Raw genomic sequence first — 16,113 nt, 5'->3', positions numbered from 1 at the left:
ATTAAACACTCCTTAATTCTTTTAATTTCTCGGTAAAAAATTGATCCAATCTTGCGGTAAGCAATCCAGCTATCCTGCCATAGTCTTCTGATTGAAAAACGGCAATATTTTTTTCACTTTCAATTAACAATGAGCTTAAAAAACTCAATACTTCCAATGCCTTTTCTGATATATTGGATGGCGATAGCAGTAATACTAAAAATTTCATGTCCATTTCATTTTCATCCATACCGACAACCTTTATTGGCTCCTGCAGGACGGTGATATCGAAGCTCGGCTGCACCACATGTGGTGAACGAGCATGAAATAAGGCCATTCCTGTATCAGGAATACCTATGCCCCCAAGTTTTTCTCTTTCGAGGACTTTCTGAACAACGGCTTCAACATTGTTAATCTTTTGTTCTTTATAGAGCCTTTGACAAGCTTGGATTAAGACTTCTTCCGTTGTTTTGTCCCCGCTTATGTCGTTTACTTCGAACCCTCTAAGTATAGTAGAAATCGTTCCCGCATAATCAAGAATATGATCCATTTCCTCTATTAATATGGTTGCACTCTTTTTGCTTACATTGACATTGAACGTGACAGGCAGTTGTTTTTCGGAACCATTCACGATCTTAAATTCATTGATAAAGGAACGAATCTTCTCAATCTCATCTTTATTTAAAAAGGGATTGACCACAATATAATTCGCTTCGTAATCAGGTATCGGAATGGTGGAAAGCACTAACTGATAATGGTCCTTGTTCATCTTTTTAAATTCCATTACCGATACATTTTGAATGTGCTTCAGTTCAGGGAACTCCTTTTGCAATCTCGTTGCCAGCATTTTAGATGTCCCGATTCCACTTGAACAAACCACAAGCGTTCTAAAGTTTACTAGCTCTCGGTTGCCCATAATCGAAGCACCAAAATGCATCACTAAATATCCTGTTTCCTCATCAGGAACATAAAAATATTGTTGAAAAACCTCTGCAGCTGCCTGCTTTACAATGGCAAACAAATCCGAATAATCCCGTTTAATTTTATCTAACAAGGGGTTGCTGATCCCCATTTTTTGCTTCATTCGATAAATGGCAGGCTTTAAATGGACGACAAGCCCTTCAAATAAGGAGCGATTTGTCGATAAGTCCATTCCAACTAATCTACCAACATTTTCAATGAGTTTTTTTGTTTTAATCGCAACCTCTAAGCCTGTTTCCTCATTTAAATATTCATTATCATGTCTTAGTTTTGCACCCTTTAAGTGCATAGTGATGTAGGCAACCTCTGCCTCCGGTATGTGAATGGTAAAAACTTGCTCTAATTGAGCAACAATTTTTTCGGCAAATCTATATTCTTTCGTTACTTTTTGATCTTCCAAGTAGGCTGGATTGATGATAATCCCTTCGCCTTTTTGGATTCGTTCTACAGCAAGTGCTAAATGAACGACTAAACCAATATAAGCACTATCCGCCATAGAGTATGGTAATTCCTGAACAATGGAATTGACTATTTCTTCAACAATAACAAGCTTTTTCTTTTCAACAAGTCCCATTAATCTTTCAGATATAGTATGAATTTGCTGAGTTGACCGCTTTTGAATATTTTCCCGTGTTAATGAGAGAATTTCGGATTCATCTAGATATTCAGAGATGAGGTTGCTCATGGCCCGTCTTTTAGCGCCTTCAGCCCCTTCGATTTCAACTCCATAGCCTCTTCTTCGAATGAGCGCTAATCCAAAGGTTTGCAATCTCTCTTCTAGTTTTGTTAAATCAGTACTTACCGTAGCGATCGTGACATTTAGATCGTTGGCAAGACCAAGAATCTTTACAGGTTCATTCGTTTCTAAAAGCTCACATAAAATAATCGTTTGCCGTTCATCAGGTGTGTATTCCGTATGTGAGAGATTAAACAAATACAGTTCAAGTTCCCTGATTTTGTTCGGGTCACCTGTAATTTGGACACCAACCCCTGATTTTTTTTGCAATGACAGACTGTATTCCTCTAGAATATCTTCTACATTTTTTAAATCGCGGTGGATTGTGCGCCCACTTACACCAATTTTATCGGCAAGGTCTTTCACGGTCGTTTCATCCGTACTCTTTAATAAAATTTCAAGGATTTGCCTTTCTCTTGCGGAAATATACATATTTCACACTCCCTAAAGTTGACCGTCAGCCTCCAATCTTATGATGTTGCCAAAATTATAATTTAATACTGACAATATCATTTTAATCCCGTCAACCCCTTTGTACAACTAAAGCTATTAACGATTTAGTCAACTGTATTGTTGACATTATTAAAATAAACAAAAGCCTAGCACATCGTGTCTAGGCTTTTGTTCCAGATTATTTCTTTAAATTATTTATTAACTCATCATACTTAGGACTATTTAAAAAGTTTTCTACCGAAATATGTTTTGCATTTGGAAGCTTCTCTTTGGCACGGTCTGTTAAGTCCTTATGAGTAACAACCACATCAGCATCTGCCGGTAAATTATTAATCGCTGTGTTAATAACCGTCACATCTAAGCCGGCTTTTTGCACTTTATTTCGTAAAATAGATGCACCCATGGCACTCGATCCCATACCAGCATCGCAAGCAAATACGATTTTGTTTACATTTTCTGGACTGATCTCATCTTGAGTCGTAAACGCCGAGGTAACAGAACTTTTCTTGCCTTTCATTTCTTCCATTTTTGCTGCTGCAGAAGATAAGTCTTCTTCATCTGTCGCCTTGCTTGTTTTTAGAATTAATGAAGCTACTGCAAAAGAAACGGCTGTTGCCACGATTACACCAGCAAGTACTGCAAAATAACCACCTTTTGGTGTCATTGCAAGCAGGGCAAAGATACTACCAGGAGATGGAGCAGCTACAAGACCTGCATGAAGAATATTGAATGTGAATACGCCACTTACGCCACCAGCCATCGCTGCAAAAATAAGCATTGGCTTCATCAAGATGTATGGGAAGTAAATTTCATGAATACCACCTAAGAAGTGAATAATTACTGCACCCGGAGCAGTTTGTTTTGCTGTTCCTTTGCCAAATAACCAGTAAGCAAGCAGAATACCTAATCCCGGTCCAGGGTTTGTTTCTAATAAGAATAAAATAGATTTTCCAGCTTTTGTTGCTTGTTCAATCCCTAATGGGCTTAAAATTCCATGGTTAATCGCATTATTTAAGAATAGTACTTTTGCTGGTTCAATAAAGACGTTTGCTAACGGCAGCATATTGTGCTCAACGATGAATTGAACACCTGAAGCTAATCCTTTACTTAAAGCTTCTACAACTGGGCCGACACCTTTGTAGGCACCCAGTGTTAAGAGTCCGCCGAGAATACCTGCAGAGAAGTTATTCACTAGCATCTCAAATCCGGACTTTACTTTTCCTTCAATAAGTTTATCAAATTTCTTAATGACATACCCACCAATAGGTCCCATAATCATGGCCCCTAAGAACATTGGGATATCTGTTCCGACAATAACACCCATTGTTGCTGTAGCACCAACTACCCCGCCTCGAATGTCATAAACCATGCGGCCGCCGGTAAAACCAATTAATAATGGCAATAGAAATGTGATCATGGGGCCGACAAGTGTTGCTAGGTCTTTATTTGGCAGCCAGCCTGTTGGAATAAATAATGCCGTAATTAGACCCCAAGCAATAAAGGCTCCAATATTCGGCATAACCATACCGCTTAAATAACTGCCGAATCTCTGTATCTTAACTTTTACATCTGATTTATCTTTTGCTGTTTCATTCATCTCTTTTTCCCCCTTCAACTTATTTGTTGAACTTTCTATCTTAATAATAAAGCGGTTTCACCCCCCTATCAATTTATACAAAACTTCATTTTGTCACGATGATTGTTGCCAACATTAATAACAAAGGGGTTGGGGTTGGGGCATGTCTTGCGCCAAGTGCGACTTGCTTTGGTTTTCAGCCTGGAACCCCTTATTGGATTCATTTCACTCAAGGTTTTTACCAAAAATGCATCCAATACCCCCTATTAGATTCATTACGCTCAAGGTTTTTACCAAAAATGCATCCAATACCCCCTATTGGATTCATTACGCTCAAGGTTTTTACCAAAAATGCATCCAATACCCCCTATTGGATTCATTACGCTCAAGGTTTTTACCAAAAATGCATCCAATACCCCCTATTGGATCATTACGCTCAAGGTTTTTACCAAAAATGCATCCAATACCCTCATTGATGTTTAAGCGAATTTTTCAGCCTAAACATCGCTGTAGAAGCGGTCTGCGTAGAGGTTTCGCCCGAATAAAAAGGTCAGTCCCCCGCAGCATTAAAGCAACGGGGGACTGACCCCTTGGGTTATTTCTGATTGTATTGCCTCACTATCTCGTGAGTGATTTCGCTATTTTTATCCAGCCCGCTTACTTCTTTAAGTACTGCAGGAAGTCCACTTTCTTTAATCATCGCTTGCAGCTTTACTGCTTCAGGATCTTCCTGAAAATCGAAACGTAAGGCAGAAGCAATTGCTTTTGCAAGATTTGTGTAAGAAAGTCCTGCTTTTGCTGCTTCGGTAGCCGGTCTTACTAGACGATCATTTGGTCCTAATTTCCTTAATGGGGAACGGCCAACTCTTGTCACCGCATCATTTAAATAGGCATTTTTAAATCGATTAATAATCTTATCGATATATTGGCTGTGTTCCTCCGGATTTAAGCCATACTGTTTAATTAAATAGGCGCCAGTTTCACCAAGTGTCGCTTGAACTTGCTCAACAATCTTTTCATCCTCTAATGCTTGATCAATCGTTTCTTTATTCCCAAGATAACCAAGATAGGCAATGACGGCGTGACCAGTATTCACGGTAAATAGCTTTCTTTCAATATACGGAGCAAGATCAGCGACAATTTTCATCCCTTCCACAGGTGGGAAACTTTCACTTGTTTCTACGACCCATTCATAATAGGATTCAACCAGCACATCGAGTGAGCCTTGATTGTTTTGAATCGGAACAATTCGGTCAACGGCAGAATTAAAGAAAGAAACTTTGCCCGCTAAATTTGCCTTTGTCTCATCATCTAAATGTTCGAATATATAACCTTTTAGCAAGTCTGTTGCAGAAATTTGATTTTCGCAAGCAATCACGAATAACTTTTCATCGTTTGTCTTAACCCTTTCGGTGATTCCCTTCGCAATCAGCGGGGCAATATGCGGTAGGATATTTGGACCAATGGCCGTCGTGAGATATGTCGCCTTTCCAATCGCTTCTACTACCTCTTGTTCCTGTGTGCTATTATTCAAACCGGAAACATTTTCAATCATCATGGTTTCCTGTTGATCCGTTGCCAATTTTACTTGATAGTGCTTTTCGTCGTTTAACTGTTTAATAATTTGATCGGCAATATCAACAAAGGTCACATGATAGCCAGACTTTGAAAAAAGTGCCCCAATAAATCCCCTTCCAATATTCCCTGCTCCAAAATGGACTGCTAGCTTCATTACGATCATTCCTTTAATAAATTTGTATGGAAAAGGGGCGGAGTGTCGCAAAAGCGAATCAGTATATCTTAGTTATGTGGATTATATACGTATTCGCAATGAAAAGGTGAAGCATAGCTCTGCTCACACCGCCTTTATTAGGTAAAAATTATTTATCATTTAAAATATCTATGATTTCCCTCGCTGAATTGGCTTGGACTAATTTTTCAATATTGGCCATATCAGAGCAGGTAACGGCAATTCCAGATAAGATTTCCAGATGTGTACCGTCTTTCCCTGCAATCCCGAAAATCAACCGGACCTTTTGTCCGTCAAAATCCACCCCGTTCGGTACTTGTAAAACGGTGAATCCAGAATTCAGGACATCCTTTTTCGCTTCTTCGGTTCCATGCGGGATGGCCACATCATTGCCCATATACGTGGATGTCATTTCATCGCGGGCAATCATGGCATCAATATAGCTCTCTTTCACATATCCGGCTTTGACCAGCACACTGCCAGCAAAGCGAATAGCCTCTTCTTTCGAGGCAAATTCCTGATTTAGAAAGATATTTTCTTCACGGAGTAAGGCATCATCTGTGTGCCTGTCACCGCTTGGAACAGCTGCTTCTGCGTCTTCTACGATTTCCTGAAGTTCAGCCGTATCAGGATTTTTTAACCGATTAATTAACTTATTGTATTCCGGACTTGAAAGGAAATTATCAACCGAAATATGATAGGCATTTGGCACTTGTTTCTGGGCTCTAGGTGTCAACTCTTCCTGAGTAATCACGATTTGGGCATCAGAAGGCAGATTACTAATTGCTGTATTGGTAACCGAAATATTCATCCCGGCCTCCTTTACCTTCTTCCGAAGAAGAGACGCCCCCATTGCACTTGAGCCCATTCCTGCATCACAGGCAAAGATAATTTTGCTGACGTTTTCTGGCATCTTGCCGGGATAAGCAGCAAAGACATTGGCGACAGAGCTTTTCTTGCCTTTCATTTCTTGCATCTTTCTTGCAGCATCTTCAATGTCTTTATCTTTTTGCTTACCGGTTTTTAAAATAAAGGATGAAAGAACAAAGGATACGACTCCAGCGACAAGAACACCTGCGATGTTCGCTAAATAGGTACTTCCATGCGGTGGGGTAACCGCCATAATGGCAATAATACTACCTGGCGATGCCGGAGCTGATAACCCTCCGCCTAACAGGATCAAGGTGAATACACCGCTCATTCCACCCACGATGACGGCAAAGAACAACATCGGAGTCATTAAAATATAGGGAAAGTAAATTTCATGAATCCCGCCAAAGAACTGAATAATCGCAGCGCCCGGTGCTGACCTTTTTGCATTCCCTTTTCCAAAAATACAATAGGCCAAGAGAACACCGATACCGGGTCCAGGATTTGCTTCAAGAAGAAACAAAATGGATTTCCCTGCTGTTTTCGCTTGCTCTAAACCAATTGGTGAAAGCACACCATGGTTAATGGCATTATTTAAGAACAGCACTTTCGCCGGTTCGATAATGATACTTGTCAATGGCAGCAGTCCTGTTGCCAATAACCAATCAACGCCCGTAACAAGCCAGCCTGTAAACACGGTAACGGCAGGACCAATCGCTAAGAAGGCTAAAATAGCCAAGAATCCGCCAAGGATCCCTGCCGAGAAATTGTTCACAAGCATTTCAAAACCAGCTTTGACTTTTCCTTCAATCAGCTGATCAAATTTCTTAATCACATATCCGCCAAGCGGACCCATGATCATAGCACCGAGAAACATTGGGATATCTGCCCCTACAATAACCCCCATTGTCACAATCGCCCCGACGACACCCCCGCGTTGATCGTGTACAAGCTTACCGCCTGTATAACCAATTAATAGTGGAAGCAGGTAGGTAACCATTGGTCCCACCAATTTTGCAAGGTTTTCATTTGGGAAAAATCCAGTAGGAATAAATAGTGCAGTAATTAACCCCCATGCTATGAAAGCGGATATATTTGGCATAACCATCGAACTTAAAAAGTTACCAAACTTTTGAACAGCAACTTTCATAGTAGATTGAGCCACTTGCTCTCATCCCTTCATTATTGTATTACCTTATTAATGGTAAAGTACGAATCCCCTGCATTCAATAAAGAGGAAACCTAACTTTGTCATAATAAAGGCGACAAAATTAGTGTTTCTCAAAAAACAAGTGGTTATGCCATTCAGGAGAAATGCGAAAAGAGCCTGTCCTTGGTTAAAGATAAAGAGGCTGACTTTCCTGGAATATCCAGAAAATATCAACCTCTTTATAAAATTGCATTCTTATTAGGCAAACACTTTTATATTGTCGTTCAATTTTTGGTAGATGATTTTCATATATGGTTCGCTGCATTTTTCCACTGCTTCTTCTAACGTCATCCATTGAATGGCGCTGTTTTCATCTGGCTTGACCTGCGTCCTTTCGTTTTCATCCGCTTCGATGAGATAAGTCACATTCAGATGAACATGTGTGGGAACATGCTTGCCATTTTTCACATGTCCATCCACCCCAAGGATTTCCAGCGAATAGATTTCGCCGGATAGTGGTTTGATATTCTTTAAACCCGTTTCTTCTCCGGTTTCCCTTAGAGCAACACGGAGAAGATTATCATCCCCGTCCGCATGTCCCCCCAACCAAGACCAAGACTGATAAATATTGTGGAATGCCATCAAGACTTTAGTGCGGTCCTGGTTCACGATCCAAGCGGAAGAAGAAAAATGGGCAAATTCATTTTTCCGTGTCAAAATATCAGGAAAGGCATCGATGTACCGCAACATGACTTCCTGATCTTTTGCTTCTTGTTCATTGTTGGGCTTATATGCAGCTATTTGATTTCTAAACTTCAAAATGACTTGGCCTCCCTTAGGGAATTACTCTCTTCTAAAATTGAAAAACTTATTTTCATAATGATAATATCATCTCAAGTATATTATCAACAAATAAACATTCTGAACCAGATTTCAGCAATTTTCTTACTAGTCTTATGAAAAGAATCCCATACTTTCAATGATTTCCATGTTTTCAATCAAACGATTGATTAACTTTTTAAAAACTAATCAAATGTTTGATTGAAATCAGATTATGGCTTATTAATAAAGAGTTTAATTATTAAAATCAGATAGAATTCCGTCGAAAATTAGAATCTCCTTTCTACTTAGATACGCAAACTGTGGCGAAAAACAGGTCTTTTTCGCACATATTATACACTTCGACAAGGATTCCTATATTTTCTTATTAACTAAACGTTTGATTAAATGTGGCCTATCCCCTTCTTGCGTTTGGTTTTTCCCCGGGAAATGATGAAAATATTGTCGATAATCGCTCGACTTTTTTCATACATTTACGAAAAAAAGGGCCATACCCTCGTTGCTTTAAGACAATGGGGGTATGAACCTGATATTCAACTCCTACCAAACCTAATCCTGGTTTGCTGACTGATTACGATTTGTAAATTGAGGAGGCTGCTCCATCCATCTTCTTTCAATCATTAAATCCATGCCATCTTCACCATAAGCTCCTGCTTTGATGATGAAATTTGCGTACATGGCACTAATATCTCTTCGCATGGTAACAGATAAACCAGTGCCATAGGTTATCATCCCTAAATTAGAAAGAACTCCTATAATAAACAGCATTAATTGATCTGAAAAAGGAGCAACTTTTGAATTAGTAACACTCTGATCCCAAGACATGGATATAGGCACATCACTTTCTCCCAATACGTCATGAATGGAGTTTAGGATATGTTTACATAGGTGCCCTCCACGCAGGAAATAATCACGAATTTCTTGTTCTTGTGCCACCTGGGAAAAACCAGCACAAGTTGCTTTACCAAGTTCATTCTGAACAGCGTTAATCATTAAATGCGCCACTTCTATACCTAACAATGAGCGCCTACGGCCAAACCAACCTGTCAAAAATTTATCTTTTTCGATAAAGTCAATTTCAGTTGGATAGTTCATCAAAGGCATTCGTACAAATGTCCCTTTTTCCTGCATAAGATGAACAACATCATTATATACCTGAGAAGCCTCATCGATGAAATCTTTATACATCTTCCGCACGTCTTCTCTTGCCGATATGGTAAAACTTGTTGTATGTGAACTAATTCCAACTCGACACATTTGTAAAAGATACTGCATATAAAACATATCAGAAAAAAGCTTAGGGGCTTTAGATACAACATGCTTCTCAACCTTAAAAGCCTCTGGTACAGCAATTTTCTCCTTTATAAAAAGCTCTTCTACTTCATTCATATGCTTTTTAGCAACATGAATCGTTTCTTCAAGTATCGGAAGAATCTCAGGATCTGTATACGTCTCTATAAAGTGGGTCATGACGCAAACCACAATACTATCACCCATATAGGTTGACCATAATGCTGAGATCTCTCCACTTGTTAGTTTGACAATCTCAACTTTTTTATTCATATCATATCCCTCCATAACCCTACTATTTCCAAAATTCCAGAAGAATATTATCCAATATTTTTAAGCCCAATTTGTTGTCACCTAGCTTATTTCACCCAAGACCCAGTTTGTTCTCGCACCAGTCACTCCAGTACTTGGGCACTGACCGCTATCTCCTGTTAAGTCAGCTACAATCGTTTCTACAAGGGGTTGATGAACGTGCTGCGGCGCTTCAAAATTCCATTGCTCTGTTCCGCTAGTAGTCGTCAAAACGATGGGCTCATTTCCGAAAGTGGAAAAGGTAATTTTCCCTTTACTGCCGACGATTTCGTTCACATCCACATCTTCAAAAGCAGAAAAACACCAATTTCCTGTGCCGTGAATTCCAGATTCAAATCGATAGGTACCTGTAACGATATCTTCCGCACTATAATAGCCTGCTTGATTTGAAGTAAAACCTTGAACATCTTTAATAGGTCCCAGTAAAAAATCTAATAAGTCGAGCGTATGACTGGCTAAATCAAAAAACAGCCCGCCTCCGGACAATTTAGGTTGAACCCTCCACGGGAGATTTTGTGAGTCCTTCACATCTTCTGAAGCTTTTTGATACTGTGTTGTTGATACGAAACGAACGTCTCCGATCGCTTTATTTTCTAGCAACTCTTTTATTTTTATTAATCGAGGCAGCTCCCTACGGTAGTATGCAACATATAAAGGAACGCGAGCCGCCTTGCAAGCAGTTATCATTTCATTGCATTCAGCAAAATTGAGTGCCATTGGCTTTTCTACATAAACAGGTTTTCCAGCCTTTGCAACTTTAATTGTATATTCTTTATGTGAACTAGGTGGTGTTGCAATATAGACCGCATCAACATCTGGATCGTTAATAAGTGCGTCGGCATCATCGTACCATTTCGGAACATTATGTCTTTCCGCATAATCTTTTGCTAGTTCACCGGTTCTTCGCATAACGGCAACCAACTCTGAATTTTTAACTTTTTGAAATGCTGGTCCACTTTTCACTTCAGTCACATCACCGCATCCAATAATGCCCCATCGAACTTTCTCAAATTTCATGATAATATTCCCCCCTTCTTTTATAATCAGAAACGGATTTTATAAAGGTTGATTTCTGTACTTTCTCGAAGTTTTCTAAGCTCTGGAACCATTCTTAAAACATGTTCACTTTTATTGTGTTGATTAATAGACTCTTCATCTTCCCATTCTTCGAGCGTAGTTAGGATGGACGGGTCATTAATATCTTCATGAAGAGTATACCTTATACACCCTTTTTCTTTTTTAGATTCTAAAACAACTTCTCTAGCAATTTCTAAATATTCCTCAATGTTTACACCTGGTTTTAATTTAGCTTTACAAACAACTCTAATCACTTTATTAACTCCCTCTCTCATTATATTCAATGAGTCCCCCTTACATTTAATATTGTGTTTGTTACATTCTTTTTCTCAAATTTAGAAGTACTGATTTTTTCTTGTAATTTTTCAAAATAATAGTTTGGGTCGACGGGTAATTCTACTGTTTCGTTTAACCAAGAAGATAAGTACATGGCATTTGCAATTTCTAATGCCTTTACTCCATCTTCTCCTGGCGCAAGTAAAGATGAACCATTACTGATCGAATCAATCCAGTTTTGAATAATCTTTGCATGATTCGCATTTTCAACTTTTACAGGAATATTAATTTTCTTCCATTCAGGCATACCGAAACCACCCTTGTACGTCTTATTAAATTCACGTTCTGATTGTGTTAATTGGTAGAAGATAATTTCTTCATTTTCAACAACGATTTTCCCGCGATCTCCAATGATCTCAAAGCGATTCGTTCCTGGAACTTCCCCTGTTGAAGTAATAAAAACACCCGTCGCCCCATTTTCATATTCGACATATACGGTTACATCATCTTCAACCTCAATATCATGATACTTTCCTACGCTAGACACTGCACGAATCCTTTTTGGCATATCCCCTGTTGTCCACTGCCAAATATCTAATTGGTGAAGAGCTTGATTTAATATAACACCGCCACCTTCACCTTTCCATGTGGCTCTCCAATTACTTGAATCATAATAACTTTGTGAACGGTAAATATCAGTCACAATCAAATTGGTTCGTTTAATTTTACCAAGTTCTCCTGAAAGAATAAGATCCCGTAATTTTTGATAAAGAGGATTCGCTCTTTGGTTATACATGATACCAAATACTTTGCCACTAGCTTTAGCAGCTTCATTCATTTCCAACACATTTTTTGTATAAACCCCTGCTGGTTTCTCAATGAGGACATGTATCCCATTCGCAAAGGCTTTTTTTGCTAGTTCTGGATGACTGTAATGGGGCGTCGCAATTAGAACGGCATCAATTCCTGATTCACTAAAAAAGGTCTCTTCATCCCGGAAAATTTGTACATCTCCTTGTGTATTATTTTTCACCCATTCATTTCTTCCTTCATTACGACTACAAATGGCCGTTAATGTTGCCCTTTTGATTTGTCCTTTATCCAGTAATTGAACATGTGAACTGCCCATGTTTCCGATTCCGATTACACCAACCTTAACTAAATCCATACATAATGCCCCCCTAAATTCATTTTCTAACATTAAACCACAATATGGTACACTTGTATCGCACTTCGGTTAATTTGAGTATAATGAATTAGGAAAACTTTTGTCAATCACCTAGGATTTCTTTTCACTTTACTCCGCGGAAATACACAATTTCTAATTCATAATAAAATTTCATATATGATAGAATTGGTATATAAAGAGGAAGGGGTACGTACTTTTGAACATCGATAAACAGGAGCAAGAAACGAAACCATCTAGTGTTCAAGTGATCTCTCGTGCGGCTAACATACTGAGAATTCTTCGAGAGCATCCCAAGGGGTTAAGCCTGTCACAGATTGCAAAAGAAGTGAACTTAGCCAGATCGACGGTTCAAAGAATTGTTGCTGCACTTGAACAGGAAAATTTTGTAGCAGCAGCTACCAAGAAAGGCGGAATCCGTCTCGGACCTGAGATCGCGATGCTTGCCGCAGCTGTCCATAGCGATCTAAGAGAAGAAATTAGACCATTTTTAATCCAGTTATCAAAAAAAGTAAATGAAACAGTCGACCTTTCTATATTAGATAACGGAAAAGTGCTTTTCGTGGATCAGATCATCGCAGCACATCCATTACAGGCGACTTCACAACCCGGTGCAGCCTTTCCATTACATTGCACGGCTAACGGAAAGGCTATACTCGCCTCATTACCTATAGCTGAGGTTGAGAAATTGCTTCCGGAGCATCTAACACAGTACACTGAAAATACGATTACGAATCGGGAGGAATTGTTGAAGGAATTAGAAGTGGTCCGAAAAGAGGGCGTTGCTTTTTCAAGGGAGGAGCATATCAATGGGATTTGTGCGGTAGGCGCAGTTGTCTACGATCGTATGAGAAATCTAAGCGCCGTCTCCATACCGCTGCCATCTACTCGTTTTTATGGTAATGAAGAAAAGTTAACAACTTCTCTCGTGAAAACTTGTCAGTACATCGACCAGCACTTCGATGTTCAACTATAAGAACAACCGGGATTGGCTTTTCTCCCGGTTGTTCTTATTTGCCTCTATTTATAAGTCATATGTTGCTTCTTTCACTTCATGAGTACTTCTAAACGTTTCTGTTAGAATTACTGTATCTTCCACTAAACGATCAATTTGGATAATCCGCCCAGTTCTCTAACGCAGTAAATGTAAAAAAATCACTTGTTTATCGAATAAAAAACAACCTGATTTTTCCTTTCTTTTGCCCTATATAACGCATGATCTGCCATAGAGATTAAATCTCTTCCCCTTAATCCATGTTCTGGGTATACAGATATGCCTATGCTTGTGGTAACATCAAATGTTTTATTATTTATCGTATAAGGTGATATTAATGTGTAGTGCAATCTCTCAGCAATTTTTTCTATTTGTTTATTGTTCGAAATATTATTAAGAAGTACGAGAAACTCGTCTCCTCCAATACGACATAGCTCATCATTCTTTCTAACGCTTAATTTTAGCCTATTTGCAAAATGTTGGAGTAATTCATCTCCAACATTATGTCCTAAAGAATCATTGATTGATTTGAAATTATCAAGATCAATATACATAATCGCTATTTTCCCATTTTTCATTTCCGCTTCTTTTATAGAAGCATTCACGATCTCAGCAAATTTCCTTCTATTTTTAAGCCCTGTCAAAGGATCGTGAAAGGCTAAATGTTCAAGTTTACGCTGAATCTTCATTTGATCAGTGAAATTTTTGTACATTCCAACAGCAAGAATAGATTGATTATTAATTGAACCGTAGGATGCTATTACATCTAATATCGTTCCATCTTTATGTTTTCTTTTTGAAACAACATAAGGATAGTTTTTACCATCTCGAAGATGCTGCAACATTTCTTGATGTTCTTCTTTTGTTATATGTGAAAAGAACGGTGGAAACGATAGACCTTTTAGTTCTTCAACACTATAGCCAAAGAGTTCCACAAAGGACCGATTAGCATCAATGACAGAACCGTCATGACCGATTGTAAAAATGGCATCTGCTGTATTATTCCAAATAAGCTCAAAAATGTCCTTTTTTAATTTGGATTTTGCACCGATTGACATCACCAATTGCCCCACTTCATTTGTTTTTCTATAAGTTTACTAAAATGTTTTAAATACATTTACATAGTGAAAATTCAATTCCTCAAGCAGGATAATAGTTTATATGCAAAACCATCCCCTAAAAAGAGGATGGTTTTACACATGTAATATGCTGAGGTTATTTAGATAAACGTTTTAATAAAACTTCTTTTTCCGCTTCAAATCCCGGTTTGCCAAGCAAAGCAAACATATTCTTTTTATATGCTTCTACACCTGGTTGATCAAATGGATTGACACCTAACAAATGCCCGCTTATAGCCGTAGCTTTTTCAAAGAAGTACACCATTTCACCGAAGGCATATTCATTTAATTCATCCAATTCAACGACTAAATTTGGTACTCCGCCATCCACATGTGCCAGGACGGTCCCTTGAAACGCCTTTTTATTTACTTCATCCATTGATTTTCCAGCTAGAAAGTTCAAGCCATCAATATTATCTGGATCTTCTTTAATGGTTAACTCAATTTTTGGCTTCTTCACCTGAAGAACCGTTTCAATTAAGTCACGTCGCCCCTCTTGTACATATTGTCCCATCGAGTGTAAATCTGTAGAAAAGTCAACAGAAGCAGGAAATAGTCCTTTTTGATCTTTTCCTTCACTCTCACCATTTAATTGTTTCCACCATTCAGAAACATAATGAAGAGATGGTTCATAGTTTACTAGAAGTTCTATTGTTTTTCCTTTACGGTAAAGAGCATTACGAACTGCTGCATATTGGTAACTTTCATTTGTTGAGAGCTCTGGGTTATTGTATTTTTTAGCAGCTGCCATTGCCCCAGCCATCATTTGATCGATATCAAGGCCAGCTGTCGCGATTGGCAAGAGACCTACGGCAGTTAAAATGGAATATCTTCCACCGACATCATCAGGAATAACAAATGTTTCATATCCTTCTGCATCTGCTAATGTTTTAAGAGCTCCTTTTTCTTTATCTGTTGTAATAAAAATGCGGTTTTTCATTTCTTCTTTTCCGTATTTCTTCTCCATGTAGTCACGGAAAATACGAAAGGCAACAGCTGGTTCGGTTGTTGTTCCAGATTTTGAAATCACATTTATCGAAATGTCTTTCCCTTCTAATAATTCAAGTAAATGTGTAATATATGTAGAACTAATGTTATTACCTGCAAAATATACTTGAGTTGTACCACTCATTTGATTGTGGAAGGTATGCGATAGTGCTTCAATGGCAGCTCTTGCCCCTAAGTATGAGCCTCCGATCCCAATTACAACCAAGGCCTCTGAATGACTGCGAATTTTTTCAGCAGCTTTTTTTATTCTTGAAAATTCTTCTTTATCATAGTTATTTGGTAAATCGACCCATCCAAGAAAATCAGACCCTGGCCCTTTCTTTTCGTGTAACCTATTATGGGCAACTTTCACGAATTCATCTAAATAATCAACTTCATTTTGTTGCATGAATGATAACGCGTTTGAATAATCAAAAGAAATAGTCATTGTAGATCCTCCTAATATCATCTTATGATGTGGATCAATCGGAGATTAGCCGATTGATCTCTAATGAACTATCTTAAGCTGGATACTCTA

12 protein-coding genes are annotated in these 16,113 nt (G+C 38.6%); 1 reads left to right on the top strand and 11 read right to left on the bottom strand.

Annotation, left to right across the window (positions count from 1 at the left end):
- Position 1: 1 nt before the first annotated feature.
- The 9 genes from ACIQXV_RS21265 to ACIQXV_RS21225 form a co-directional block, all read right to left on the bottom strand.
- Positions 2 to 2,128: a BglG family transcription antiterminator gene (locus ACIQXV_RS21265; RefSeq protein ID WP_402961887.1), complete on the bottom strand. Its 2,127-nt coding sequence runs from the start codon at positions 2,126 to 2,128 to the stop codon at positions 2 to 4.
- A gap of 199 nt (positions 2,129 to 2,327) precedes the next feature.
- A complete protein-coding gene (locus ACIQXV_RS21260) occupies positions 2,328 to 3,746 on the bottom strand; it encodes a PTS mannitol transporter subunit IIBC (RefSeq protein ID WP_402961885.1) in 1,419 nt (472 codons plus the stop codon).
- A gap of 574 nt (positions 3,747 to 4,320) precedes the next feature.
- Entirely contained in the window at positions 4,321 to 5,457 is a 1,137-nt protein-coding gene (locus tag ACIQXV_RS21255) for a mannitol-1-phosphate 5-dehydrogenase (protein ID WP_402961883.1), read from the bottom strand.
- A 148-nt stretch (positions 5,458 to 5,605) separates the two neighbouring features.
- The gene (locus ACIQXV_RS21250) at positions 5,606 to 7,510 is read right to left on the bottom strand and encodes a PTS mannitol transporter subunit IICBA (protein WP_402961882.1); all 1,905 of its coding nucleotides are present in this window, start codon (positions 7,508 to 7,510) and stop codon (positions 5,606 to 5,608) included.
- A gap of 243 nt (positions 7,511 to 7,753) precedes the next feature.
- Entirely contained in the window at positions 7,754 to 8,314 is a 561-nt protein-coding gene (locus ACIQXV_RS21245; RefSeq protein ID WP_402961880.1) for an NUDIX hydrolase, read from the bottom strand.
- A 570-nt stretch (positions 8,315 to 8,884) separates the two neighbouring features.
- Positions 8,885 to 9,898 (bottom strand): DUF3231 family protein, encoded by a 1,014-nt coding sequence (locus ACIQXV_RS21240; protein ID WP_402961878.1) that lies wholly within the window; start codon positions 9,896 to 9,898, stop codon positions 8,885 to 8,887.
- A gap of 81 nt (positions 9,899 to 9,979) precedes the next feature.
- On the bottom strand, positions 9,980 to 10,954 hold the full coding sequence (locus tag ACIQXV_RS21235) for a Gfo/Idh/MocA family protein (protein ID WP_402961877.1): 975 nt from the start codon (positions 10,952 to 10,954) through the stop codon (positions 9,980 to 9,982).
- A gap of 26 nt (positions 10,955 to 10,980) precedes the next feature.
- Positions 10,981 to 11,289, bottom strand: coding sequence for a putative quinol monooxygenase (locus ACIQXV_RS21230; RefSeq protein ID WP_402962045.1), 309 nt, complete (start codon positions 11,287 to 11,289; stop codon positions 10,981 to 10,983).
- Between the two features lie 5 nt (positions 11,290 to 11,294).
- The gene (locus ACIQXV_RS21225) at positions 11,295 to 12,458 is read right to left on the bottom strand and encodes a Gfo/Idh/MocA family protein (protein WP_402961875.1); all 1,164 of its coding nucleotides are present in this window, start codon (positions 12,456 to 12,458) and stop codon (positions 11,295 to 11,297) included.
- Positions 12,459 to 12,675: 217 nt separating this feature from the next.
- On the opposite strand from ACIQXV_RS21225, the gene ACIQXV_RS21220 reads away from it, so the two are divergent.
- Positions 12,676 to 13,452, top strand: coding sequence for an IclR family transcriptional regulator (locus tag ACIQXV_RS21220; RefSeq protein ID WP_402961873.1), 777 nt, complete (start codon positions 12,676 to 12,678; stop codon positions 13,450 to 13,452).
- Positions 13,453 to 13,631: 179 nt separating this feature from the next.
- On the opposite strand, the gene ACIQXV_RS21215 is transcribed toward ACIQXV_RS21220, so the two are convergent.
- Positions 13,632 to 14,528, bottom strand: a complete 897-nt coding sequence (locus ACIQXV_RS21215) for a diguanylate cyclase domain-containing protein (protein ID WP_402961871.1) — start codon at positions 14,526 to 14,528, stop codon at positions 13,632 to 13,634.
- A gap of 157 nt (positions 14,529 to 14,685) precedes the next feature.
- The gene (locus tag ACIQXV_RS21210) at positions 14,686 to 16,023 is read right to left on the bottom strand and encodes a glucose-6-phosphate isomerase (protein WP_402961869.1); all 1,338 of its coding nucleotides are present in this window, start codon (positions 16,021 to 16,023) and stop codon (positions 14,686 to 14,688) included.
- Positions 16,024 to 16,113: the final 90 nt, after the last annotated feature.

The organism is Neobacillus sp. NPDC097160, assembly GCF_044762155.1.
In the GTDB taxonomy this organism is placed as follows: domain Bacteria; phylum Bacillota; class Bacilli; order Bacillales; family Cytobacillaceae; genus Neobacillus.
This window is presented reverse-complemented; position numbering and strand designations above follow the sequence as displayed.

Coding starts and splice junctions, on each gene's coding strand:
- ACIQXV_RS21255 (WP_402961883.1), bottom strand. CDS start 5,457: ATGAAGCTAGCAGTCCATTTTGGAGCAGGGAATATTGGAAGGGGATTT.
- ACIQXV_RS21210 (WP_402961869.1), bottom strand. CDS start 16,023: ATGACTATTTCTTTTGATTATTCAAACGCGTTATCATTCATGCAACAA.
- ACIQXV_RS21215 (WP_402961871.1), bottom strand. CDS start 14,528: ATGTCAATCGGTGCAAAATCCAAATTAAAAAAGGACATTTTTGAGCTT.
- ACIQXV_RS21265 (WP_402961887.1), bottom strand. CDS start 2,128: ATGTATATTTCCGCAAGAGAAAGGCAAATCCTTGAAATTTTATTAAAG.
- ACIQXV_RS21260 (WP_402961885.1), bottom strand. CDS start 3,746: ATGAATGAAACAGCAAAAGATAAATCAGATGTAAAAGTTAAGATACAG.
- ACIQXV_RS21225 (WP_402961875.1), bottom strand. CDS start 12,458: ATGGATTTAGTTAAGGTTGGTGTAATCGGAATCGGAAACATGGGCAGT.
- ACIQXV_RS21230 (WP_402962045.1), bottom strand. CDS start 11,289: ATGAGAGAGGGAGTTAATAAAGTGATTAGAGTTGTTTGTAAAGCTAAA.
- ACIQXV_RS21240 (WP_402961878.1), bottom strand. CDS start 9,898: ATGAATAAAAAAGTTGAGATTGTCAAACTAACAAGTGGAGAGATCTCA.
- ACIQXV_RS21235 (WP_402961877.1), bottom strand. CDS start 10,954: ATGAAATTTGAGAAAGTTCGATGGGGCATTATTGGATGCGGTGATGTG.